23 protein-coding genes are annotated in these 21,528 nt (G+C 69.5%); 10 read left to right on the top strand and 13 right to left on the bottom strand.

The genetic code is table 11. From position 1 onward, the window contains the following. Positions 1–46 precede the first annotated feature (46 nt). From BKA15_RS21835 to folP, 5 genes are all read right to left on the bottom strand, one after another. Positions 47–772 carry a hypothetical protein gene (locus tag BKA15_RS21835; protein WP_179754321.1) on the bottom strand — a complete coding sequence of 242 codons (726 nt, stop codon included), beginning with the start codon at positions 770–772 and terminating at the stop codon, positions 47–49. A 75-nt stretch (positions 773–847) separates the two neighbouring features. Beyond that, complete coding sequence (locus BKA15_RS21830) at positions 848–1,366, bottom strand: DUF3180 domain-containing protein (RefSeq protein WP_179754320.1); 519 nt, start codon at positions 1,364–1,366, stop codon at positions 848–850. A gap of 2 nt (positions 1,367–1,368) precedes the next feature. Continuing rightward, positions 1,369–1,926 (bottom strand): 2-amino-4-hydroxy-6-hydroxymethyldihydropteridine diphosphokinase, encoded by a 558-nt coding sequence (gene folK / locus BKA15_RS21825; protein ID WP_179754318.1) that lies wholly within the window; start codon positions 1,924–1,926, stop codon positions 1,369–1,371. Then, positions 1,923–2,330 (bottom strand): dihydroneopterin aldolase, encoded by a 408-nt coding sequence (gene folB, locus BKA15_RS21820; protein ID WP_218871522.1) that lies wholly within the window; start codon positions 2,328–2,330, stop codon positions 1,923–1,925. The genes folK and folB overlap by 4 nt, the downstream gene beginning before the upstream one ends. Positions 2,331–2,502: 172 nt before the next feature. Beyond that, positions 2,503–3,297 (bottom strand): dihydropteroate synthase, encoded by a 795-nt coding sequence (gene folP / locus BKA15_RS21815; protein ID WP_179758621.1) that lies wholly within the window; start codon positions 3,295–3,297, stop codon positions 2,503–2,505. 138 nt (positions 3,298–3,435) lie between these two features. On the opposite strand from folP, the gene BKA15_RS21810 reads away from it, so the two are divergent. Both BKA15_RS21810 and BKA15_RS21805 read left to right on the top strand, forming a co-directional pair. Beyond that, a complete protein-coding gene (locus BKA15_RS21810; RefSeq protein ID WP_218871521.1) occupies positions 3,436–4,524 on the top strand; it encodes an aminoglycoside phosphotransferase family protein in 1,089 nt (362 codons plus the stop codon). 5 nt (positions 4,525–4,529) lie between these two features. Continuing rightward, on the top strand, positions 4,530–5,555 hold the full coding sequence (locus BKA15_RS21805; RefSeq protein WP_179754316.1) for an acyltransferase domain-containing protein: 1,026 nt from the start codon (positions 4,530–4,532) through the stop codon (positions 5,553–5,555). A gap of 9 nt (positions 5,556–5,564) precedes the next feature. Here BKA15_RS21805 and BKA15_RS21800 read toward each other — a convergent pair whose 3' ends face one another. After that, on the bottom strand, positions 5,565–6,032 hold the full coding sequence (locus tag BKA15_RS21800; RefSeq protein ID WP_218871520.1) for a winged helix-turn-helix transcriptional regulator: 468 nt from the start codon (positions 6,030–6,032) through the stop codon (positions 5,565–5,567). A 94-nt stretch (positions 6,033–6,126) separates the two neighbouring features. On the opposite strand from BKA15_RS21800, the gene BKA15_RS21795 reads away from it, so the two are divergent. From BKA15_RS21795 to BKA15_RS21785, 3 genes are all read left to right on the top strand, one after another. Then, positions 6,127–7,563: an MFS transporter gene (locus BKA15_RS21795; RefSeq protein ID WP_179754314.1), complete on the top strand. Its 1,437-nt coding sequence runs from the start codon at positions 6,127–6,129 to the stop codon at positions 7,561–7,563. 62 nt (positions 7,564–7,625) lie between these two features. Next, positions 7,626–7,850 carry a type II toxin-antitoxin system VapB family antitoxin gene (vapB, locus tag BKA15_RS21790; protein ID WP_179758619.1) on the top strand — a complete coding sequence of 75 codons (225 nt, stop codon included), beginning with the start codon at positions 7,626–7,628 and terminating at the stop codon, positions 7,848–7,850. Beyond that, positions 7,847–8,260 carry a PIN domain nuclease gene (locus BKA15_RS21785; RefSeq protein ID WP_312879189.1) on the top strand — a complete coding sequence of 138 codons (414 nt, stop codon included), beginning with the start codon at positions 7,847–7,849 and terminating at the stop codon, positions 8,258–8,260. Before vapB ends, BKA15_RS21785 begins: the two co-directional genes overlap by 4 nt. On the opposite strand, the gene BKA15_RS21780 is transcribed toward BKA15_RS21785, so the two are convergent. The 6 genes from BKA15_RS21780 to BKA15_RS21755 form a co-directional block, all read right to left on the bottom strand. Further along, a complete protein-coding gene (locus BKA15_RS21780) occupies positions 8,261–8,863 on the bottom strand; it encodes a GNAT family N-acetyltransferase (RefSeq protein ID WP_218871519.1) in 603 nt (200 codons plus the stop codon). Positions 8,864–9,414: 551 nt separating this feature from the next. Beyond that, positions 9,415–10,470: a M24 family metallopeptidase gene (locus BKA15_RS21775; RefSeq protein ID WP_179754312.1), complete on the bottom strand. Its 1,056-nt coding sequence runs from the start codon at positions 10,468–10,470 to the stop codon at positions 9,415–9,417. A gap of 22 nt (positions 10,471–10,492) precedes the next feature. Next, positions 10,493–11,401, bottom strand: coding sequence for a carbohydrate ABC transporter permease (locus BKA15_RS21770; RefSeq protein WP_179754310.1), 909 nt, complete (start codon positions 11,399–11,401; stop codon positions 10,493–10,495). Next, positions 11,394–12,326 carry a carbohydrate ABC transporter permease gene (locus BKA15_RS21765; protein ID WP_179754308.1) on the bottom strand — a complete coding sequence of 311 codons (933 nt, stop codon included), beginning with the start codon at positions 12,324–12,326 and terminating at the stop codon, positions 11,394–11,396. The genes BKA15_RS21770 and BKA15_RS21765 overlap by 8 nt, the downstream gene beginning before the upstream one ends. 30 nt (positions 12,327–12,356) lie before the next feature. Further along, on the bottom strand, positions 12,357–13,670 hold the full coding sequence (locus BKA15_RS21760; RefSeq protein WP_179754306.1) for an ABC transporter substrate-binding protein: 1,314 nt from the start codon (positions 13,668–13,670) through the stop codon (positions 12,357–12,359). A 325-nt stretch (positions 13,671–13,995) separates the two neighbouring features. Then, positions 13,996–15,003, bottom strand: coding sequence for a LacI family DNA-binding transcriptional regulator (locus tag BKA15_RS21755; RefSeq protein WP_179754304.1), 1,008 nt, complete (start codon positions 15,001–15,003; stop codon positions 13,996–13,998). Positions 15,004–15,218: 215 nt separating this feature from the next. Between BKA15_RS21755 and BKA15_RS21750 the strand changes: the two genes are divergently transcribed. Genes BKA15_RS21750 through BKA15_RS21730 form a run of 5 tightly spaced genes read left to right on the top strand, consistent with a single transcriptional unit; the run spans position 15,219 to position 20,615 of the window. Beyond that, positions 15,219–16,529, top strand: a complete 1,311-nt coding sequence (locus BKA15_RS21750) for a Gfo/Idh/MocA family protein (RefSeq protein WP_179754302.1) — start codon at positions 15,219–15,221, stop codon at positions 16,527–16,529. A gap of 2 nt (positions 16,530–16,531) precedes the next feature. Continuing rightward, positions 16,532–17,443, top strand: coding sequence for an NAD-dependent epimerase/dehydratase family protein (locus tag BKA15_RS21745; protein ID WP_179754300.1), 912 nt, complete (start codon positions 16,532–16,534; stop codon positions 17,441–17,443). A 9-nt stretch (positions 17,444–17,452) separates the two neighbouring features. Then, entirely contained in the window at positions 17,453–18,361 is a 909-nt protein-coding gene (locus BKA15_RS21740) for a 5-dehydro-4-deoxyglucarate dehydratase (protein WP_218871518.1), read from the top strand. Then, positions 18,361–19,446, top strand: a complete 1,086-nt coding sequence (locus BKA15_RS21735) for a mandelate racemase/muconate lactonizing enzyme family protein (protein ID WP_218871517.1) — start codon at positions 18,361–18,363, stop codon at positions 19,444–19,446. Before BKA15_RS21740 ends, BKA15_RS21735 begins: the two co-directional genes overlap by 1 nt. Positions 19,447–19,490: 44 nt before the next feature. Continuing rightward, positions 19,491–20,615 (top strand): neutral zinc metallopeptidase, encoded by a 1,125-nt coding sequence (locus BKA15_RS21730; protein WP_179754298.1) that lies wholly within the window; start codon positions 19,491–19,493, stop codon positions 20,613–20,615. 1 nt (position 20,616) lies between these two features. Here the strand turns inward: BKA15_RS21730 and BKA15_RS21725 are convergent, their stop codons facing one another. Beyond that, the gene (locus BKA15_RS21725; RefSeq protein WP_179754296.1) at positions 20,617–21,507 is read right to left on the bottom strand and encodes a hypothetical protein; all 891 of its coding nucleotides are present in this window, start codon (positions 21,505–21,507) and stop codon (positions 20,617–20,619) included. Between the last annotated feature and the right edge of the window lie 21 nt (positions 21,508–21,528).

The following is a 21,528-nucleotide window of genomic DNA, read 5'->3' as shown; positions in this document are numbered from 1 at the left end:
GGGGATCCGCCGGCCGGGTCCGTACCGACCGAGGGTGATCAGCCGGTCACATGGCCTGCTTGTGCTCCGTCAGCTCGCGCTGGGCGCGCTCCTCGGCCTCGACCAGTTCGATCATCGCGGCGACGGCCTTGAGATCGACCACGGTCGGGTGGTCGCCGTCGCTCCACAGCTCGTCGGCCTGCGGCAGGCTGTCCCAGAGCGACTCGTGCTCGGTCTTCACCCGGCGCGGCAGGCCCAGCACCTCGGCCTCGCCGCTGGTCTCGGCGGCCGCGTCGCGCGGGGCCTCGATCAGCTCGCGCAGGCCGGCGATCGTGTTCTCGCGGAGCGCGAGTTCGGCCTTCAGCGCTGCCTTGTCACCGTGCAGCGAGGCGATCACCCGCTGCAGCTGGACCCGGTCGACGCGGAGCCGTTCGGCCTCGCCGGCCGCATTCTTGGCGCGGTCGGTCAGGGTGTCGACGACGGTGGCGTTGTGCCGGCGCTCCTCGGTCAGTGCCTTGCCGTGGTTACGGGCAGCGGCGAGCATCGCGGCGGAGTGTTCCTGGCGGGCCTGGGACAGCTCGTTCCAGGCACAGGCGCAGGCGACGACGGCGGTGATCACCAGGGCGCCGACACCGGCCCGGATCACCCAATCCGGTCCGAAAGCGGCAGCCACCGCGACGGCGATGCCGAGGACCAGCACAACCTTCGACGTGGTGACCAGGGTGGATGTGGCGGCGCGGCGTCGAGCCGAAGGGCTCAGTGGGCGCGTAGGGGCATCGGCAGGGGAAGTCACACGCGAAACGATAGGACGAGGGCCGCGGAGATTGTGGGATTTTGACCCCGGTGTCTGGCCTCCGATGTCGGTGAATCAGCGGTCGCGATCGGCCGGATCGTCTTCGGGCCGGGAATCGGATTCCGAGTCCGGGTCGTCGGGCACCTTGCAGGCCCGTTCCAGCAGCAGGCCGGCCGTGCCGAGGGCGAGCCCGCCGAGCACGGCGACCAGAGATCGGACGACTCGCTCGCGCGGCGAATCGCCGGCGATCTGGGCGACGAACATGAACGCGTACGCCAGGTAGCCGCCGGCGACCAGCGCGCCGGCCAGCGCCGACGCCTTGCCCAGCACCAGGAACGACACCGCGCGCTGGGGGTCGATCCGGAGCCGCCGCCGATGGATCCGCTGGTACGTCTGCCAGGCCAGCAGCCCGATCGCGACGGCGACCACGATCATCGCAATCGGCGCCGACCAGGGCACCTGGGGCGGGCTGATGTTCAGCGCCCGCGCCCCGACCACGACGAGCCAGCCCGCCAAGCCACCGAACAGCGCCGCGACGGCCAGCGCCAGGGGCGGGGTCGTCTTCAGCGAGCCGTCGTCGGTCGGTTCGGCCAAGGTCAGTCGGTGATCGTCAGGTCATCCCGGCGGACCACGCCGGACAGGTCGGCGGTCCGGATCAGGTCGGCGATCCGGCCCTTCCCGGGCACCTCGCCGGCCGGGTCCACCTCGAGCCACGGCGCCAGCACGAAGCCGCGCTCGTGCGCCAGCGGATGCGGCAGCCGGAGGCTGTCCTCGTCCTTGGTGGTGGTGCCGACGATGATCAGGTCGACGTCCAGGGTCCGCGGTGCCCAGCGGTCGCTGCGTTCCCGGCCGTACGCGTCCTCGATCGCCAGCGCCCGCTCCAGCAGCGTCCGCGGCTCGAGGGTCGACTCGGCGACGATCACCAGGTTGAGGAACTTGCTGGCATCCTCCGGCCCGCCCAACGGCTCCGTCTCGTACACGGAGGAGACGTCCACCACGATCACATCGGGCGTGTCCTTGATCGCGTCGACGGCGCCCTGCAGGATCGTCAGCCGATCGCCCAGGTTCGACCCGAGCGAGTAGACGACCTTGCGCAACGGTTTCATGCCGCTGAGCGTGTCGGCGTCGATCGCGTACGGGTTGGGGCTGCTCATATCCGTCTGCTCCTCGTCACTGTGACGGCCACGTCGGCCACCTCTACCGGCATCGGCGCCCCCGGTTTGTGCACGGTCACCTGCACCGTGTCCACCCGCTGATGCTGCTTCAGGCACGTCTGTGCAATTCTCTCCGCCAAGGCCTCGATGAGGTTCAGCGGGTCCCGCTCGATGTCGGCCACCACTACCGATGCCAGTGCGCCGTAATCGATCGTTCGGTCAAGATCATCACTGGCTGCGGCCGGAGAGAGATCAAGAAAACAAGTGACATCGACGACGAATCGCTGACCCTGGCGTCGCTCGAAGTCGAACACGCCATGGTGTCCGAACCCGACAATACCCCGCAGGGCAACGCGATCCAGCCCCTCCGGCATGGCCGAAACCGCGTCCATCGCCCCCGTCATCTGCCCTCCTTCGCCCGCCGACCCTATCCGACCACCCCCGGGGCGGGGCAGTCGGCGTCCGCGAATCCGAAGACCGTAGCGCCTTCCGGCGACGCTTCGCCTACGATGCGCGCGCGTTGCGACGTGGCAGCCGTACGGATTCGCCGAGCCGTCGGCGTCCGGACGCCCGTCGTTAACCCGGCTGGGCGAGTTGGTCGATCACCGCGATCGCGTCCCGGTTGGGCCGGACCGCATGCACCCGGACGCCCCAGAGCCGGTGCTGCGCGGCGACGACGGTGAGCGCCATCGAGGCGTCGTCGCACTGCCGGGCGGGCCGCAGCCGGTCGCCGTCGGCGAGCAGCCGGCTGAGGAACCGTTTCCGGGAGACGCCGAGCAGCACCGGCAGTCCCAACACGGCCAGCTCGTCGATCCGGCGCAGCAGTTCCCAGTTGTGGTCGGCGGTCTTGGCGAACCCGAAACCCGGGTCGACCACCAGCCGGTCCGGCGCGATGCCGGCCGCCACCGCCTGGTCCAGCTGGACCCGCAGTTCGGTGATCACCTCGGTCACCACGTCGTCGTACACGGCCTGGCTGAACATGTCCTCGGAGTGGCCGCGCCAATGCATGCAGAGGTACGCGACCTCCAGCTCGGCCACCGTCGACAGCATCGCCGGGTCGGCCCGGCCACCGGACACGTCGTTGATCATCTTCGCCCCGGCCTCGACCGCGGCCGTGGCCACCTCGGACCGCATCGTGTCGACGCTGACCACGGCACCGGCCCTGGTCAGCTCGGTGATCACCGGCAGCACCCGGCGCAGCTCGGTCTCGAGATCCGGCCGGGTCGCGCCGGGCCGGGTCGACTCGCCGCCGACGTCGATCACGTCGGCACCCTCGGCGATCAGGTCGTGGCCGTGCCGTACCGCGTCGTCGGGGTCCAGCCACTCCCCACCGTCGGAGAACGAGTCGGGGGTCACGTTCACCACACCCATCACCAGCGTGCGGCCCGGTGCCGGCAGCCCGGTCACCACGGGAATCTCCTTCACCGCCGTGATCCTAGTGTCGTGCGGCCGTCGGGCTCGGGCGGTAGGGTCGGCGGGACACCCTTTCTTCCCTGGCCGGAGCGTCGCATGCGCATGCCCGAAGCGGAGGTCGACGTCACCGTCGCCCTGGTCGAGAAGTTGATCAACGAGCAGCAGCCGGACCTGGCCGGTCCGCTCCGCCTGGTGGCGAACGGCTGGGACAACGTGATCTTCCGGCTCGGTGACGACCTGCTGGTCCGGCTGCCCCGCCGGATGCAGGCGGCGCGGCTGATGATCAACGAGCAGCGTTGGCTGCCGGTGATCGCCGAGGCGTTGCCGGCGCCGGTGCCGGTCCCCGTCCGGGTAGGTACGCCGAGCGATCACTTCCCGTGGTTCTGGACGATCACCCGCTGGCTCCCCGGCACCCCGCTGACCGACGTCCCGGTCCCGGCTCGGACCCCGCTGGCCGGGCCGGTCGCCGAGTTCCTGGCCGCTCTGCACCGACCGGCCCCGGACCAGGCCCGCAGCGGCCCGGACCGGATCTTCAACCCGGTCCGCGGAATCCCGCTGGCGGAGCGGAACGACCTGGTCGAGGAGCACCTGGCCGGCAGCGCGATCCCCGAGCCGGACCGGCTCCGGGAACTCTGGCGGCAGCTGCTCGAGACGCCGGTGCTCGACACGGAACCGGTCTGGGTGCACGGCGACCCGCACCCGGCCAACCTGCTCGCCGACCATGATCACTTGGCCGCCGTGATCGACTTCGGCGACCTCACCGTCGGCGATCCGGCCACCGACCTGGCGACCGGCTGGCTCAGCTTCGACACCGCCGGCCGGCGCGCGTTCCAGGCCCGCTACACGGAGCTGACCGGCGCCGGCACGGACCTCTGGCAACGGGCGCGGCTGGGGCCTGGCCCTCGGACTGTCACTGCTGGCCAACTCCGACGACAACCCCCAACTCGCCGCCGTAGGCCGGCACACCCTCACCCACCAACTCCGCTGACCAGTCACAAAAGCAGGCGTGGCGCCTGCCCTGAGCCTGTCGAAGGGGCGGCGTGTCGCTGCACAACTGACCGGTCGATCGGGATCTGGACGCGGTGCTGTGCAGCCGGCCGCCGCGGGGATAGGTTGCTGAGGGAGGCCCCGAGGAGTCACCCCCGCCCCGAGTTCGACCACGGACTCGCCGAGTGCAGGGAGTGATCTCGATGAACCACCAAGCCTCGACCCCGGCCTGGCCGCGTCTCAGCCTGTCCGCGGTCGCTCGGACGCTGGACCTCGCACCGGAGGTCGTGGACCGGTTGACCCCGGTGGCCGGGCCGGACGGTCCGCGGCTGGACGTTCCCGATCGGGAAACGGCCGACCGACTGCTGACCAGGATGAACACCGAGCCCGAAGACCGCGCCACGACGCTCGCCGCCCGTCCCGATCCGGACGGCGATCCCGAACTCTGCTGGCTGCTGGACCGGTCGGCGCGGCTGCTGATCAGTCAGCTGGGCCAGCGGCGGCCCGGCAACCCGGCTTGGGCGGCGCTGCCCGGCGGCCCGGTCGCCCGCCATCTCTTCGTGTGGGTGTTCCTGACCGTCACTCCGTACGTACGCGATCACCACGCGGCCATCGGGCTCAGCGACGACGAGTCCTGGGCCTCGCTCAGCGCTCTCGGGTCGTCACTGGCGGGCGATCGCCGGATCAACGGCCGGCCGGGGCTGGACGCGACCTGGGGCCTGCCGATGACGTTCTCCGGTACGGGATTCCGGCTCGGCCGGCTGGCGTACGAACGGCAGCCCCGGCACACCGCGCCCGGCCATCCGATCCTGCGTCCCGGCGAGAGCGCGCTCAACACGCACATCCCCGGCAACGCCGGTCCGCTGACGCCGGCCGCCTGTGACGCCTCCTTCGACCGCGCCCTGGACCTGGCCCGCGGCTTTCCCGAACAGGTGGCCGGGTTCGGCTGCCACTCCTGGCTGATGGACGAGCAACTCGCCGACCACCTGCCCGCGGAGTCCAACATCGTCCGCTTCCAGCGCCGTTGCACAGCCTTCAACGATCGGGTCCGGGCGGACTGGGCGCCGATCCTGCACGTCTTCCGGCGGCGGTTCGAGGGTCCCGAGGTCCCGCGGGCCCTGCTGGCCGAACTGCCTCAGCGCACCGCACTGGAACGTGCCGTCGTCGGCCACCTCCGCGCGGGCGGCCACTGGTACAACCAGACCGGCTGGTTCCGCCGGCTCCCCTGACCGCGGTGATCACGCGGCCTGGCGGACAACCTCCGCATACAGGCTGTCCTCGCCGACGAAGACTGCACGGCCCTGGCGGACGGCCGCGACGATCCGCTCGATCATCGCCGGCTTGTCGGCCCGGACCGCGGCGACCCAGTCCGGTGGCGCACCGGTGTCGGGGTCCGCGTCGACGCCCCAATCGGCGATCTCGACCAGGATCGGGATCGCCCGCAATCCCTGCTCGGTCAGCGAGTACGCCACCCGACGGCCGTCCGACGGATCCTTGCCCTTGCTCAGCACCCCGGCCGCGACCAGCTGCTCCAGCCGGCTGGACAGCACGCTCGGCGCGATGGCCTCCTCGGAGGCGAGGAACTCGTTGAACGTGTGTTTGCCGAAGTAGACGATGTCGCGCACCACCAGCAGGGACCAGGGATCTCCGAACGTCTCCAGGCCGTAGTTGATCGGGCAGTGCGACTTGCCACTCGAACGCTTCACCAGGATCACCTCCGCGAAGACTTGACTACGATCATCATAGCGATTAATTTAACTATCGTCATCATAGTGATTAGTCCGAGACCAGGAGCCCGAGATGAGCACCACCGCCACCGAGACCCAGGGGCCGGCCCCCGACGCCACCCGGCTGAGCCCGGCCGACCCGGCCGTGCGCACCTTCCTGCAGCTGCTCGGCAATGTGCTGTCGGTGTCGGTGGTGAACCTGTCGATGTGGTTCGCGATCACATTCTTCGTCTACCTGCAGACCGCGTCGGTCTTCGCGACCGGCATCATCGCCGGGATCTACCTGGTCAGCACGGCCGGCACCGGCATCTTCTTCGGCGGCATCGTCGATCATCACCGCAAGAAGACCGTGCTGCTGGCCTCCGCGGCGATCTCGCTCGGGCTGTACGCAACGGGGCTGGTCTTCTACCTGGCCAACCCGGCCGACGCCTGGCGGCACCCCGCCGACCCCCGGCTGTGGGTGCTGGTCGTGCTGCTGATGGCCGGCATGATCGCCGGCAACCTGCGCACGATCGCCCTGCCCACCATGGTCACGGCACTCTTCGACGAGGCCCGCCGGGGCAAGGCCAACGGCCTGGTCGGCACCACCTCGGGGATCTCCTTCCTGATCAGCTCGGTGATCAGCGGCGTGCTGGTCGGCGCCACCGGCATGCTCGGGATGCTGGTGCTCGGCGTGGTCGTGCTGGCCGGCTCGCTGCTGCACCTGCGATCCGTCCGGGTTCCGGAGCGCCTGACCGTCGCGGCTGCCGATCCGGCCGACAAGAAGCTGGACCTGCGCGGCACGATCCGCATCGTCGGGCAGACCCGCGGCCTGTTCGCCTTGATCATCTTCACCACGATCAACAACTTCCTGTTCGGCGGCTTCATGGCGCTGATGGACCCGTACGGACTGTCGATGATGTCGGTCCAGGTCTGGGGTCTCGCGCTGGGCGCACTGAGCTCGCTGACCATCGTCGGCGGGTTGTTGATCACGAAGACGGGCGTGAGTTCCAATCCGGTGCGGCTGCTGCTGTTGATCAATCTGACCCTGTGGACGGTGACGATCATCTTCCCGCTGCAGGCGTCGGTGATCCTGCTGCTGGGCGGGATGGCGCTCTTCATGCTGCTGATGCCGTTCGCCGAGGCGTCGGAGCAGGCGGTGCTGCAGCAGGTGGTTCCGTACGAGCGTCAGGGCCGGGTCTTCGGGTTCGCCCAGAGCGTCGAGCAGTCCGCCTCGCCGCTGACCGCCTTCCTGATCAGCCCGCTGGCCCAATTCGTCTTCATGCCGTTCATGACCGACGGCGCCGGGGCCGCCCTGATCGGCAGCTGGTTCGGCACCGGTCCGGAACGAGGCATCGCGCTGGTGTTCGTGATCATGGGCCTGGCCGGTCTCGCCCTGACCGCCTTCGCGCTGACCACCAAGCACTACCGCGCCCTGAGCGCCCGCTTCCGGGGCACCGCCCAGGCCAAGGACACGACCGGCGACCGCGAGACCGTGGACGCTCCCCTCTCACTGGCCCCGGCGGCCTGACGGCCCACCTTCCCCAAACTCGTGATATCGTGATATCACCGAAGGTTGCCTGGAGGTGTCAGATGACCGATGTCCTGATCCGTGGTCTCTCCAAAGAGGCCGTCGCACATTTGGATGCTCAGGCAGCGAGGGCGAATCTGTCTCGCAACGAATACCTCGTACGGACACTGGAGGCCGGAGTTCATCACGACGATCCGCCGACGATCACCGAGCAGGACTGGGTGGATACCGCGGCGGTGTTCGCCGACCTGGCCGACCCCGAGGTCATGAAGGGCGCCTGGGAGTGACGACCTGGCTGATCGACAAGTCCGCACTGATTCACCTCGGCCAAGGACGAGCAGCCGACCGTGAGGAGTGGGATCAACGAATCCGCCGCGGTCTGGTCCACCTCAGCACGATCACGCGCCTCGAACTCGGCTACTCGGTCCGCAACGGCAAGGACGGGCGTGCCGCCTTTGCCCGGCCGCCCCTGTCGCTGATGCCGATCGAGTACTGCACACCGCGTGCTGAGGATCGGGCGCATGAGGTGCAACTCCTGCTCGCGGACCGTGGTCGACACCGAGCGCCTTCCGTGCCCGACCTGCTGCTCGCCGCGGTCGCGGAGACGGCGGGGCTGACGATCCTCGCCGTCGACAAGGACTTCGATCTCATCGCCGAGGTCACCGGTCAGCCGGTCCACCAGCTGACGCCCGCCTGACTAACGCAGCGGCAGCCGCATCACGAGTCGCTTGCCGGGATCACGGATGACCGTGAACCCGCGAGCGTCGTACCAGGAGCGGCGGCCCATCCAGTGGTAGTTCTCCTCGGCCCGCCGGCTCGAGCTGATGTGCGGCGCGTCGCCGGCCTTCGGGAACACGTCGACCGCCGAGGCACCCAACCGCCGGGCGTAGTCGATCGCCGCGTCGAGCAGGGCGGACGCGATCCCGGAGCCTCGGGCCTCCAGTTGGACGTAGAAGCAGGTGATCGCGAAGACGTCCGCGTCGCCCGGCTCGGGGCCGTAGTGGCGGGAGCGTTCCAGCCGGGGCTGGTCGGACCTGGGCGACACCGCGACCCAGCCGATCGCCGGCCCGTCGACGTACCCGAGCAGTCCGACCGTCCGCGACGCGTCGACATCGGCCTTCATCGCTGCCTTCCGGACGGGTCGCGGCTGGTCGGATTCCTCGTGCCAGGCCCGACACCAGCAGGACCCGGGCATCGGGATGCCGCCGCGCGGGCCTTTGCGCTCGAAGAACTCGACCAGTTCGTCCCACCGGTCGGCCGTGACCGGATGAACCTCGACCTCGGCCGGTTCCATGATCATCACACCGTCCTCCCCTGGAGTCGGGGTGGCTTCGAGCCTTCCGGCGGGGTCGGCGCGGCCCAGTCCGCGGACGCCTTGGCACGCTAACCGAGCCCTTGTCGAGGCGTCAACGACGTGGCCCGCCACCCACCGGACCATGCTGGAACGTTCCCGCGGGAACGTGGGCCGGGGCTTGGGAATTGTCGCCCGGGCCATCGGCCTGGTTGGGCCGATCTCGCCCAGACCGAAGATCCTGCGGTCCCGAGTCTGGCGCGGTCGGTTGTCTCCGGGGCCGGCGGTCCGAGTCGGTGATGACTCGGCTCAAGAACCTCGGCCTCGTCGGGGCGCACGCCGAACGCCGGGATAACCGAGTGCGCCGGCATGGAGTAGCCAGGATGCAACTGACCCTTCGGGAGGCCGAATCGAACTCCGCGGCGTCGGTTGCGTCCGATGTGAGCGGATCGCCGGCACCTGGACATCGGGCGACGCTCCACCCCCTACCCTCCACCGACCGGTCACTTCTGCAGCGACACGCCGTCAGAACCGCTGCTTTGGTGACCGGTCGGCGGGTTTCAGAGGGGGAGGGGGGTGGGGCGGGGGAGGTTGGCGACTTGGGTGGTGGGCCAGGCGGGGTCGAGGGTGAGGATCTCGAAGCCCGTTGCGGTACGGAGCACGGTGTCCTCGACCTTGCAGCCGGAGGCGGTCGGGTTCCAGGCGAAGGCCTGGCCGGCGACGATCCGGTCTGCGGCGTCGACGGTGGCGCGGGGGTCGCGGCCGTTGTAGCCGGCGATCCCGCCCTGGTGATGCCGCTGCCACTCGTCGGCCGCGAACCCGTGCTCGGCGTAGCCGACACAGCCGGCCCGGAAGGCCTCGCCCAACGTCGTCCCCGGTACGGTCGCGGCCAGGAAGCCGGCCTCGACGGCGAGGATCCGCTCGTCCGCGTCCTGCTCCCCCGGCGCGGCCGGGCCGAAGCGCACCCAACGGGTCAGGTTGATCACCAGGCCGTGCCGGCGCGCGCCGATCACGGCCATGAAGCGGCGGCCGACCGGAGCGAGGGTCGGCAGCGGATGCCGGTACGGCATTCGGTCCGCGCCACCGACCAGCACCACGAGCGGCTCGGCGCCGACCTCCACCAGGGCGCCGGTCAACGCCGCGGCGACTGCGCGCTCGGTATCGACCGGACTCCGCGCGCTCAGCACCGCGGTCATCACCGCGGCCGCGTCCCGGCCGAGCTCCCGATACCGCGCCAGCTCCCCCGGCAGCAGCGGCGCCCGGGCCGCCCGCAGCTGGTCGGCGACCTGATCCTCGTGCAGGGTGTCCGGCTCCAGGGCGATCCCCGCCGGCGGCTCCGACCACCCCAGCTCCCGGATCTCGACGCCCGCCGGCAGCTCCTCGTCCCGCAACCGGGCCGACTCGTTGCCGGTCAGGATCACCTCGTCGCCGCCGCTCCCGACCAGGACCGCGACGAACGGCGGTGCGGCGAGGTTGACGTGCACCCGCGCCCCCTCGAGATACCAGGCCAGGGCCGGCTGCGAGGTCAGCAGCAGCCGGCCCGCTCCCTGGTCCGCGATGATCTTCAGCAGCCGGTCCCGTTTGATCCCATGATCATCGGCGGTCCGTTCACCCATCCCAAGCCTCACTTCGGTTCGCTCATTTCAACCCTGTGGTGGCGATTCCCTTGATCAGGAATCGTTGTCCGAAGAGGAACGCCAGGAAGATCGGCAACAGCGAGATCACCGACATCGCGAACATCGCGCCCCAGTTGCTGCCGCCGGTCGAGTCGATGAACGACCGCAACGCGATCGGCACCGTGAACATGTCCGGCGCGGTCAGGTAGATCAGCGCGGTGAAGAAGTCGTTCCAGGTCCAGATGAACGTGAAGATCGCCGTCGTGGCCAGCGCCGGCACCATCAGCGGCAGGATGATGTAGCCGAAGATCTTGATGTGGCCACAGCCGTCCAGCCGGGCCGCCTCGTCGAGCTGGGTCGGGATGCCGCGGATGAACTGGACCATGAGGAACACGAAGAACGCGTCGGTGGCCAGGAACTTCGGCACCAGCAGCGGCCAGAACGTGTTCACCCAGTCCAGCTGGGAGAACATGATGTACTGCGGCACCACCGTGACGTGGAACGGCAGCATGATCGTCAGCAGCATCATGGCGAACCAGACCCGGCGCAGCGTGAACCGGAGCCGGGCGAAGGCGTACGCGGCGAGCGAGCAGGACACCAGGTTGCCCAGGATCGAGCCGAACACGACGATCGCCGAGTTGGCCAGGTACTGCCCGAAGGGGTACGCCAGCGCGTTCCACCCCAACTGGTAGTTCTCCACGTTCAGGCTGGTCAGCCACAGGCCCGGCTGGCGGAAGATCAACTCGTTCGGCCGGAGCGAGCTGACCGCCATCCAGAGCAGCGGATAGATCATCAGGATCCCGGCGGCGATCATGAGTACGTGCTTGAGCACGGACCTGATCACCGATCCGGCCGGTCGGGTCCGGGCCCGGTAGTGGTGCACCGGCGGCGGTACGGTCTTCGTCCGGTCGGCCTCGATCAGTTCAGTCATCGTAGAACACCCAATACTTGGCGGCCAGGAAGTTGACCGCGGTGAAGCCGGCGATGATCACGACCAGCAGCCAGGCCATCGCCGAGGCATAGCCCATGTCCAACTGGCCGAATCCCTTCTGATACAGGTAAAGCGTGTAGAACATCGTCGAGTCCGACGGACCGCCGGAGCCGCCCGAGACGATGAACGCCTGGGTGAACGACTGGAACGCGCCGATCAACTGCAGCACCAGGTTGAAGAAGATGATCGGCGACAGCAGCGGCAGCGTGATGCTGAGGAACCGGGTCCACCGACTGGCGCCGTCCACCTCCGCCGCCTCGTAATACATCCGCGGGATCTGCCGGAGCCCGGCCAGGAAGATGATCATCGGCGAGCCGAACGTCCAGATGTGCAGCAGGATGATCGTGCCGAGGGCCGTGTCCGGGTTCGAGATCCAACCCGGCGGCGACTGGACGCCGAGCAGCTGCAACACCTGGTTGACCAGCCCGGTGGTGCCGAAGATCTGCCGCCACAGGATCGCCACCGCGACCGAGGAGCCGAGCAGCGACGGCAGGTAGAAGATCGAACGGTAGAAGGCCAGCCCGCGCATCCCGCGGTCCAGCAGCAGGGCGATGCCGAGCGCCAGGGCCAGCTGCAGCGGCACCGAGACGATCACATAGACGAACGTGACCCGGAGCGAGTTGTGCAGCCGGGCGTCGTTCGCCATCGCGACGAAGTTCTCCAGCCCGATCCAGTTCGGCGGCTGGAGCAGGTTGTAGTCCGTGAAGGACAGCACCAGCGACGCGATCATCGGGCCGATCGTGATCCCGAACAGGCCGATCAGCCAGGGCGCCAGGAACAGATAGGCGACCTTGTTGTCCGGCGTCTCCTCCTTGCCGCCCTTCACCCGCCGGCGCAGTGTGCTGAGCTCGCCGACAACACTCATCGCTTCACCCCGTCCGCCGTGATCATGAAGCTACTTCTGGATGTTGGCGTTGATCTCGTCGATCATCTTCGCCGCGGCGTCGGCCGGCTTGGTCTGGCCGAACAACACCTCCTGGCCGTACCGCTTGACCACGTCGGGCAGGTTCCCGGCGCCGATCGGCGGAGCCAGCGGGGTGTCGCCGAGCTCCGGCTTGATCGCGTCCAGGAAGGCGATCACCTTCTTGTCCGACGCGTTCAACTCGGACTCGATGGCCGCCCTGACCTCGGTGTTCGGCGGGACGCCTCGCTCGGTCAGCCCGATCTTGCCCGACTCGGTCGAGTTGACCAGGAAGTTGACGAACGCGACCGCCGCGTCCGGATCGCCGGTCTTCGACGAGATCGACCAGAACTGGGAGGCCTTGTACCAGAGCTTCGTCTCGGCCGCCCGGCCCGCCTCGCTGGGATAGCGACGCAGTGCGATGTCCTCGCCCGAGGCGTTGTCGTAGGCGCTGACCTGGTTCGACCAGGCGAAGCCGAAGCCGAGCCGGCCGGTCGCGAACGCGCCCTGGTCCAGCGACTGGCCGTCCTCCTCCGCCACCACGCTCGCCGGCTGGCCGGCCTTGGCGTTCATCACCTCGAGGTTGTACGTGTACCAGTCGGTGGCGTCGGCGACGTCGAAGGCCAACCCGGTCGGCGTGAACAGGGCCTTGCCGCGCTGCCGCAGGAAGGCGCTGAAGGCCGCGTCGTTGGAGATCAGCGAGCCCATCCCGAACGTGCCGGCCGGGCTGCCCTTGGTCACCGCGGCGGCGACCTTGATCAACTCGTCCCAGGTCCAGCTCGTGTCGTCGGGCGGTTCGACGCCCGCCGCGGCGAAAACCTTCGGGTGGACCATCGCGACCGGCGCGTTGACGCCGGCGTTGATCGCCATCAGACCGGTGTCGGTCTGGCCGGGCTCGACCGTTCCCGGCGCGAACTTGGACACGTCGACCTTGCCGTTCAGGTCCAGCAGCGCGCCGCGGCCGCCGTACTCGCGCACGTACTTCTCGTCCATCTGGATGATGTCCGGCGCGCCGTTGCCGGCGACCTGGGTGGCCAGCTTGTCCCAGTAGGCAGCCCAGTCGGTGAACTCGGGGCTGATCGTGACGTCGGGTTTCACGGCCTTGAAGGCCTCGATGATCTTGAGCGTGTTGGCCTGCCGGGTCTCGTTGCCCCACCAGGTGGCGCGGAGCTTGCCGGTGCCGGTACCGCCGCCGGTGCTCTGACTGCGGCCGCAGCCGGTCGCGGCGACCAGGCCGGCGGAGAGGCCGAGGCCGAGCAGCGCTCGCCGGCCGAGGGTTGTGGGCGGATTCGCCCTTCCAGGAATCATCGTCGATTCGTCCTTCCCGAGAGATTGCGGGACTGAGCCGCGCTCAGTAACCGCTTTCTAACAGTCGTTCAGCGATCCTGTCAATGGCACGGAGAACGACGAATCCACGGATTTCCGTTACGACCCGACTCAGCCGCCGATCAGGCCCGATGCCGGCACCAACCGGACCGGCCGGGAGCTTCACCGGCGCCGGAAGAGAATGAGAAAACGATTCCGTAACGCCCGACGCAACCGCGAAACGCTCCCTGAGCTTGTCGAAGGGAACGGCCCGAAATCCAGGCCCAGCACTTCGACAGGCTCAGTGCACGTTCTCGGTGCGCGGCGATCAAGCGGGCTTGGCGGCGCGTCCGGTGCTGCTCCGGGCGACCAGCCGCGGCCGGAACATCGCGCTCTGCTCGGGCTTGCGCCCGTTCAGCATCTCCCACAGGCTCGCCCAGGCCAGTTCGCCGAGCTCCATCTGTGGCACCGAGGCCGTGGTCAGCGCCGGGCTGGTGAACTGGGCGAACGGGATGTCGTCGAAACCGGCCACGGAGAGCCGGTCCGGAACCTCGACGCCCAGCTCGTGCAGGGCACCGAGTAGGCCGAGCGCCACCACGTCGTTGAACGCGATCACGGCAGTCGCCCCGGAGTCGAGCACCTCGCCGGCCGCGGCATGGCCGTCGGCGAACATCGCACCACAGGGGATCGGCACCAGTTCGATGGTCGACCCGAAGCTCTCGAAGCCGCGCAGCCGGGCCGCGTTGGAGGCGCTGATCGGCGGGCCGGCCAGATAGGCGATCCGGCGATGCCCGAGGCCCATCAGGTGCCGAACCAGGTCACGGATCCCGGACGCCCAGTCGATGCCGAGCAGCGGCGAGGACTCGTCGGTGGGTTCCCGGTTGAGCAGCACCACCGGCGCCAACTCGGGCAGCAGCCGGCGCAACTCCTCCTCCGGCATCCGCGGCGCGCAGAGGACCAGCGCGTCGCAGCGGCGGCGCGACTCGACGGCCAGGATCGGCTCCTCCTCGACCTGCTCCGCCGTGTCGGCGACGAGCACCCGGTAACCCTCCTTGGCCGCGGCGAGGCTGAGCCCGCGCATCGCGCCGTGGAAGGCCGGGTTGGTCAGGTCGGGAACGATGTAGCCGATCGTGTGGGTCCGGCCGAGGGCAAGGCTGCGGGCGGCGGCGCTCGGGGTGTAGTTCAGCTGCTCGGCGGCCTTCAGCACCCGCTCGGCGATCTCCCGATCGACGGTCGACAAGCCGTTCATGACCCGGGAAACGGTTGCTCGGGAAACGCCGGCTTTCGTTGCCACGTCGGCAATGGTGACCCTGGTCTTGTCCCTCGAACGCGCCATGATCACCCTGCTCCCTGTCCCGCCGTCTCTCGAATTACCTTGTCGCCCCGCCACCTCGTCTCGGTCACGGGCAGCATATCCGGTTGCCGCCCAGGTCGGGACTGTTTGGCTTGCGATTGCCGATGCTGGCCGAATAGAGTTAAGAAATCGGTTACTCAGATCGGCACTCACAGCGTCCGGCCCGATCTGGGGTGACAGCGAGGGAGACAGCGATCATGACCAGGAAGAAGTACGCACTCGTCGGCACCGGATCCCGGGCCCGGATGTATCTGAAGGCCCTGACCGACAGTCACGCGGACGTCGGCGAGATCGTCGCCCTGTGTGACACCAACCCGGTTCGGCTGGCGTACCACGCGGAACAACTCCAGCCGGCAACGGTGCCCACCTACGCGGCCGCGGACTTCGCCGCCATGCTCGACGAACGGCAGCCGGACTGCGTCATCGTCACCTCGATGGACGTCACCCACTCCGACTACATCTGCGCCGCGCTCGACCGCGGCCTCGACGTGATCACCGAGAAGCCGATGACGACCACGGCCGAGCGGATCGCCAAGATCGTCGAGTCGGTGGACAAGTCGTCCGGCACGCTGACCGTGACGTTCAACTACCGCTACTCGCCGCGGAACTCGATCATCCGCCAACTGATCGCGGCCGGCGAGATCGGCACCGTGACCGCGGTCCACTTCGAGTGGCTGCTCAACACGGCCCACGGGGCCGACTACTTCCGCCGCTGGCACCGGGAGAAGGAGAACTCCGGCGGCCTGCTGGTGCACAAGTCGACCCACCACTTCGACCTGGTCAACTGGTGGCTCGGCGAGGTCCCCGAGTCGGTGTACGCCCGCGGCGGCCTGCGCTTCTACGGCCCGGAGAACGCGGCCGCCCGCGGCCTCGGCCCGCGGCCGGCGCTGAGCCGGGACACCGATCCCGCGACCGATCCGTTCCACATCGACCTGGCCGCGAACGAGACCAACCGGCGGCTCTACCTGGAGGCCGAGCAGGCCGACGGCTACCGCCGGGACCAGGACGTGTTCGCGCCGGGCATCACGATCGAGGACAACCTGAGCCTGCTGGTCGGCTACACCGGTGGCGCCCACCTGACGTACAACCTGACGGCGCACGCACCCTGGGAGGGTTATCGGGTCGGCTTCACCGGCACCGCCGGGCGGCTCGAGCTCGAGGTCGTCGAGTCCTCCTGGGTCCGGCCGGCCACGACGACGATCGACCCGTCCGCGAACGACGACGGCGAGCAGGCCGATGTCCGCCCGAAGGGCGCCCGGATCCTGCTGCAGAAGCACTGGGAACAGGCGCAGGAGGTGGAGATCCCGACCGGCACCGGCGGCCACGGCGGCGGCGACGTGAAGCTGCTGGACGACCTGTTCCGGGAGCCGGCCGCGGACCCGCTGGGCCACAAGGCCGGCTACCTGGACGGCATCCGCAGCGTCCTGGTCGGAGTGTCCGGCAACAAGAGCCTCGAATCCGGCCTGCCGGTGCGGCTGGCCGACTTCGGCCTGCCGCTGGAGGCCTGACGATGAAGGTCGTGGTGACCGGCGGCGCCGGCCGGCTGGGCCGCAGCGTCGTCGCCGGGCTGGCCGAGCGTGGCCACGAGGTCGTCTCGGTCGACCTCCGCGCCTTCGACGGTACGGTCCCGGACGGAGTCGTCGAGCGGCAGGTGGACCTGACCGATCCCGACGGCTGCGCGCAGCTCTTCGCCGAGGTACGGCCGGACGGGCTGGTCCACCTGGCCGGCATCGCGGTGCCGTTCGCGGCGCCGGAACGGCACATCTTCACCACCAACGCGACGATCGCGTTCACCACGCTGCAGGCGGCGGTGGACCACGGCATCCGCCGGATCCTCGTCGCCTCCAGCCCGACGCCGCTCGGCTACGGGTCGCCGCACGGCTGGCTGCCCCGCTATCTGCCGATCGACGAAGATCATCCGCTGCTGCCGTGGAACGCGTACGCGCTGTCCAAGCAGACCATCGAGCAGACGGTGGCGATGTTCAGCGCGCAGACCGGCGGTGCGGTCCGGCTCGGGGTCATCCGGCCCTGCTTCGTGATCTCCCCCGAGGAGTGGCGGGGCGCGCCGACCCAACAGGGCCACACGGTACGGGAGCGGCTGGACGACCCGGCCCTGGCCGCGGTGTCGCTGTTCAACTACGTCGACGCCCGGGACGCGGCCGGCTTCATCGACACCTGGCTGGCCGCGGCCGAGCAGCTGCCGGGCGGCGAGGTGTTCTACGTCGGCGCCGCGGACGCGATGGCCCGCAAGCCGCTGGCCGAGTTGATGCCGCTGTACCATCCGGGCACGGACCGGCTCGCCGCCGGGCTGACCGGCACGGCGCCGGCGTTCTCGATCGCCAAGGCCGAGCGTCTGCTCGGCTGGCGGCCCGAGCGCAGCTGGCGTACCGAACTGGTCGACCATGATCATCCGCATGCTTGAGGAGCAGCCGTGACGTTGAGCTTCGATGGGGTCCTGTTCTTTCCAGTCACCCCGTTCGACGAACAGTCCAAGATCGTCGAGGGTTTGATCACCGAACAGATCCAGTCCCGGCTGGCACACCGGCCGGGCGGCATCTTCGCCGCCTGCGGCACCGGGGAGTTCCACAGCCTCTCGGTCGCCGAGGTCGGCACCGTGGTCGGCGCCACGGTCGCGGCGACGAACGGTGCGGTGCCGGTGATCAGCGGCGCGGGCGGGCCGCTCGGGCATGCGATCGACTGCGCCAAGGCGGCCGCGGACGCCGGCGCGGACGGGCTGTTGCTGTTGCCGCCCTACCTGGTCTCGGCGCCGGTCGACGGCTTGATCAACTACGTCGAGGCGGTGGCCGCGGCGACCGAGTTGCCGATCATCGTCTACCACCGCGCGAACGCGAAGTTCACCGCCGCGGCGATGGCCCGATTGGCCGCGAACCCGCAGGTGGTCGGGTTCAAGGACGGCATCGGTGATCTTGCCGAGACGCAGCGGATCGTGCTCGCCGTCGAGGCCGCCGGGCGGACCGACTTCCAGTTCTTCAACGGCCTGCTCACCGCGGAACTGTCGCAGGCGGCGTATCGGGCGATCGGGGTGCCGCTCTACTCGTCGGCAGCGTTCGCGATGGCGCCGGAACTGGCCACCGCGTTCTACACCGCACTGGCCGACGGCGACGAGCCGCGCCGGCTGGAGTTGCTGGCCGGGTTCTACGAGCCGCTGGTCGCGCTCCGGGACAAGGTGCCCGGCTACGCCGTGTCGTTGATCAAGGCCGGCGTGGTCGCCGGCGGGCTGGCCGTCGGCGGAGTCCGGCCGCCGCTGATCGATCCGACCGCCGAGGACCTCGCCGCGCTGAAGGAGATCCTGGCCCGCGGTCGCGACCTCGTCGGCTGATGACCGGGCGGCTCATGATCATGGGGGGTACGGTCGCCGGGTTGCGCACCCGGCTGCTCACCGCACCGCTGCCCCGCCCGTGGGGCCCGGACGTCGGTGAGGTGCACGTGATCGTGGTCGAACTGACCACGGACGACGGCCGGACCGGGACCGGCTTCAGCTGGACCCCGACGATCGGCGCCGCGGCCGTACAGGCGCTGCTCGATCACGACATCGCCGCGTTCATGATCGGCAAGCCGGCCCATCCGGCGGCGGTCTGGGACGACCTGTGGCGGCACCTGCACGAGGCGGGCGGCGGCGGGATCACCACGATCGCGATGGCCGGCGTCGACCTCGCCCTCTGGGATCTGCACGCCCGCAGCCTGGGCCGCTCGGTGCCGTCACTGCTCGGCGTCCGGCACGCCGAACTGACCGGGTACGGCAGCGGTGTGAACCTGCACTATTCGACCGAGGACTTGCTGGACCAGGTCCGCCGCTGGCTGTCGACCGGCTACCGGGCGATCAAGATCAAGGTCGGCAGCCCGGACCTCGAGCGCGACCTGGACCGCGTCGCGGCGGTCCGCGAGCTGACCGGGCCGTCGGTGGCATTGATGCTGGATGCCAACCAGCGTTGGGATCTGGCGGCCGCGCTGCGCGCCGTGACGGCGTTGGCGCGGTTCGATCCGTACTGGATCGAGGAGCCGGTCCGGGCCGACGACACCACCTCCCACGTCGAGCTGCGGCGCCGCACCGCGATCCCGATCGCGGCCGGCGAGAACGTCCATCATCGATACCGGTTCGCCGAGTTGATCATGGCCGGCGGGATCGACGTGGTGCAGCCGAATGTGATCCGGGTCGGCGGGATCACCCCGTTCCTGCGGATCGCCGACCTGACCGTCAGCCACGGACTGCAGTTGGCGCCGCACCTGCTGGCCGACCTGTCGGCACAGTTGTCGGTGACGCTGCCGGGTCCGGTCTGGGTCGAGGAGGTCGAGGACACCTCGTTCGAACGGTTGGGTCTGGTGACGGGGCCGACGCCGGTCGTCCGGGACGGTCCGCTGGTCCGGGTGACGGACCGGATCGGCCTCGGGCTGGACTTCGCCTGATCACCACTGCCTTTCCCGGCTCGGCTTGTCTATGCTGACTTCAAATGAATCAGCCTTCGGGACCACCGGGCTGGCCTGCGGCGGGCCGGCCCGCCTGGGGTCCGCCCGCGGAACCGGCCGCGGGTGCCGGCGGTCCCGGAGCCCGGTATCCGCCGCCGCTCCCGCCGCCACCGCCCGAACCACCGCGCCGCGGCGGGCTGATCGCGGCGCTGGTGATCGCGATCTTCGTTCTGTTGATCGGGACGATCGTGGTGACCTCCGGAGTGATCTCGGCGATCCGCGACGTCGCCGGTGATCTTGGCCAGGTCCCGACCGCCTCGCCCCGGCCGCGCCCGACCTTGACCAAGCCGACGCCGACCAGGCCGACCCCGGAGCAGCCGCAGACCAGCAGGCCGGAACCGACCCCGGCGCCGTCGAGGCCGACCTCCACGCCGAAGGGCCCGGACACCGGGTTGATCAAGAACGCCCTGTACGACCTCGAGCTGGAGCGGGGCGACGGCGACTGTGACATCGAGGTCCGCCGGCCGAAGCCGCCGCTCAAGGACTCGCGGCTGAAGCCGTACCTGGAGGACGTCGTCGACTGCATGGTCAAGCTGTACCGCAAGCCGCTGGACAAGATCGGCTTCGACCTGAGCACGCCCAAGATCAAGACCTACGGCGGCACCGTGCGGTCGCCCTGCGGCCGGCTCGATCAGAACGGCTCGCCGGCGTACTACTGCTCGGCCGACAAGACGATCTACTGGCCGGAGACCAGCGACGACGACCGCGAGGCCTACACGTTCGCCCGGCTCGGTTATGTCGGGCTGCTGGCGCACGAGTTCGGGCACCACCTGCAGGCCGAGGCCGGGATGTTCCGGGAGTATTCGTACGCCTGGGCCGAGGCGAGCAACGCGAAGCAGCTGGAACTGAGCCGCCGGCTGGAACTGCAGGCCCAGTGCTTCGAGGGCGTCTTCCTCTCCTACGCCTCGGACTCGATCGACTTCAGCGCCGACGACCTGTACGAGATCCGGGAGTGGCACTCCTACACCGGCGACGAGGACCCGCCGGAGTCCCGGATCGCCGACCACGGCACCAGCCGGGCCCAGATCCGCTGGCTCGAACGCGGCTACGACAGCACGGACTTCGGCCGCTGCAACACCTGGAAGGCGAGCACCAAGTCGGTGAAGTAGGTCAACGGTTCAGCGCGGCGTTCGGCCGGTCGGCCCTGGCCGCAGCTCCGATCAGCAGGGCGGCGACGACGGCGAGTTGGGCGACGATGCCGATGATCGTGGCACCCGGGCCGGCGTCACCGCCGGTCGGCGACTCCTCGAACGTGTCTGCCATCGCCATGCCCATCGAGAAGCCGCTGATGCCGTGGCTGTAGCCGGCCAGGGCTAACAGGATCAGGCCGGCGCACACGGTCCGTCGGGGCGGGCCGACGAAGGTCAGCCGATCGCTGCGGCAGATCAACGGGAAGGCCAGGGCCGCTCCGCCCCAGACCACGGCCCACGAGATCACCCACGTGACGCTCAGTGACTGGTCGGCCGCGGACAGGCGTCCGTAGATCTCGTCCAGGCTCAGGCCCGGGAGCTTCACCTGCGGATTCCAGACCAGCACGTGCAGGATGCCGAACGGCAGCAGCGCCAGCACGGCCAGCGAGAACGGCAGGGCGAGTCGCAGGCGAGCAGCCGGCGGCGGCAGGGCGGCGTCGCGGTCGACGTACTCGAGCAGCGTCACGGCTGCCGCGATCAACACGATCGTGCCGGCGAACGGCAGGATCATCATCGCGGCCGCGGTCAGGACGACGACCGCGCCGAGCCCGAACAGCCCGACTGCGCGCAGGCCGTCGCGCCGCACCGCGTCACGCGCGAACGGCAGGCCCGCGGCGAGGCCCAGCACGGCGAGCAGGACGCCGATGATCATCAACACCAGGCCGATGCCACGCAGCACGTCGGCTCCGGCGCCGTCGTAGTGGACCGTGCTGACGTGACCGGTGATCAGGACGACCGCCGCGCCGAGGAACGCCGCGGCCCAACGGATCCGGATCCCGTCGTCGGTGCCCCGCTGCGCAACCTCCATCATCGGATCGTAACCGAGCGGCCC

This window comes from Microlunatus parietis, from assembly GCF_013407955.1.
GTDB lineage: Bacteria > Actinomycetota > Actinomycetes > Propionibacteriales > Propionibacteriaceae > Microlunatus > Microlunatus parietis.
This window is presented reverse-complemented; position numbering and strand designations above follow the sequence as displayed.

Coding starts and splice junctions, on each gene's coding strand:
- BKA15_RS21795 (WP_179754314.1), top strand. CDS start 6,127: ATGAGCACCACCGCCACCGAGACCCAGGGGCCGGCCCCCGACGCCACC.
- BKA15_RS21770 (WP_179754310.1), bottom strand. CDS start 11,401: ATGACTGAACTGATCGAGGCCGACCGGACGAAGACCGTACCGCCGCCG.
- BKA15_RS21755 (WP_179754304.1), bottom strand. CDS start 15,003: ATGGCGCGTTCGAGGGACAAGACCAGGGTCACCATTGCCGACGTGGCA.
- BKA15_RS21750 (WP_179754302.1), top strand. CDS start 15,219: ATGACCAGGAAGAAGTACGCACTCGTCGGCACCGGATCCCGGGCCCGG.
- vapB (WP_179758619.1), top strand. CDS start 7,626: ATGACCGATGTCCTGATCCGTGGTCTCTCCAAAGAGGCCGTCGCACAT.
- BKA15_RS21760 (WP_179754306.1), bottom strand. CDS start 13,670: ATGATTCCTGGAAGGGCGAATCCGCCCACAACCCTCGGCCGGCGAGCG.
- BKA15_RS21725 (WP_179754296.1), bottom strand. CDS start 21,507: ATGATGGAGGTTGCGCAGCGGGGCACCGACGACGGGATCCGGATCCGT.
- BKA15_RS21805 (WP_179754316.1), top strand. CDS start 4,530: ATGAACCACCAAGCCTCGACCCCGGCCTGGCCGCGTCTCAGCCTGTCC.
- folK (WP_179754318.1), bottom strand. CDS start 1,926: ATGAGCAGCCCCAACCCGTACGCGATCGACGCCGACACGCTCAGCGGC.
- BKA15_RS21735 (WP_218871517.1), top strand. CDS start 18,361: ATGACCGGGCGGCTCATGATCATGGGGGGTACGGTCGCCGGGTTGCGC.
- folB (WP_218871522.1), bottom strand. CDS start 2,330: ATGACGGGGGCGATGGACGCGGTTTCGGCCATGCCGGAGGGGCTGGAT.
- BKA15_RS21780 (WP_218871519.1), bottom strand. CDS start 8,863: ATGATCATGGAACCGGCCGAGGTCGAGGTTCATCCGGTCACGGCCGAC.
- BKA15_RS21765 (WP_179754308.1), bottom strand. CDS start 12,326: ATGAGTGTTGTCGGCGAGCTCAGCACACTGCGCCGGCGGGTGAAGGGC.
- BKA15_RS21745 (WP_179754300.1), top strand. CDS start 16,532: ATGAAGGTCGTGGTGACCGGCGGCGCCGGCCGGCTGGGCCGCAGCGTC.
- BKA15_RS21810 (WP_218871521.1), top strand. CDS start 3,436: ATGCGCATGCCCGAAGCGGAGGTCGACGTCACCGTCGCCCTGGTCGAG.
- BKA15_RS21775 (WP_179754312.1), bottom strand. CDS start 10,470: ATGGGTGAACGGACCGCCGATGATCATGGGATCAAACGGGACCGGCTG.
- BKA15_RS21730 (WP_179754298.1), top strand. CDS start 19,491: ATGAATCAGCCTTCGGGACCACCGGGCTGGCCTGCGGCGGGCCGGCCC.
- folP (WP_179758621.1), bottom strand. CDS start 3,297: ATGGGTGTGGTGAACGTGACCCCCGACTCGTTCTCCGACGGTGGGGAG.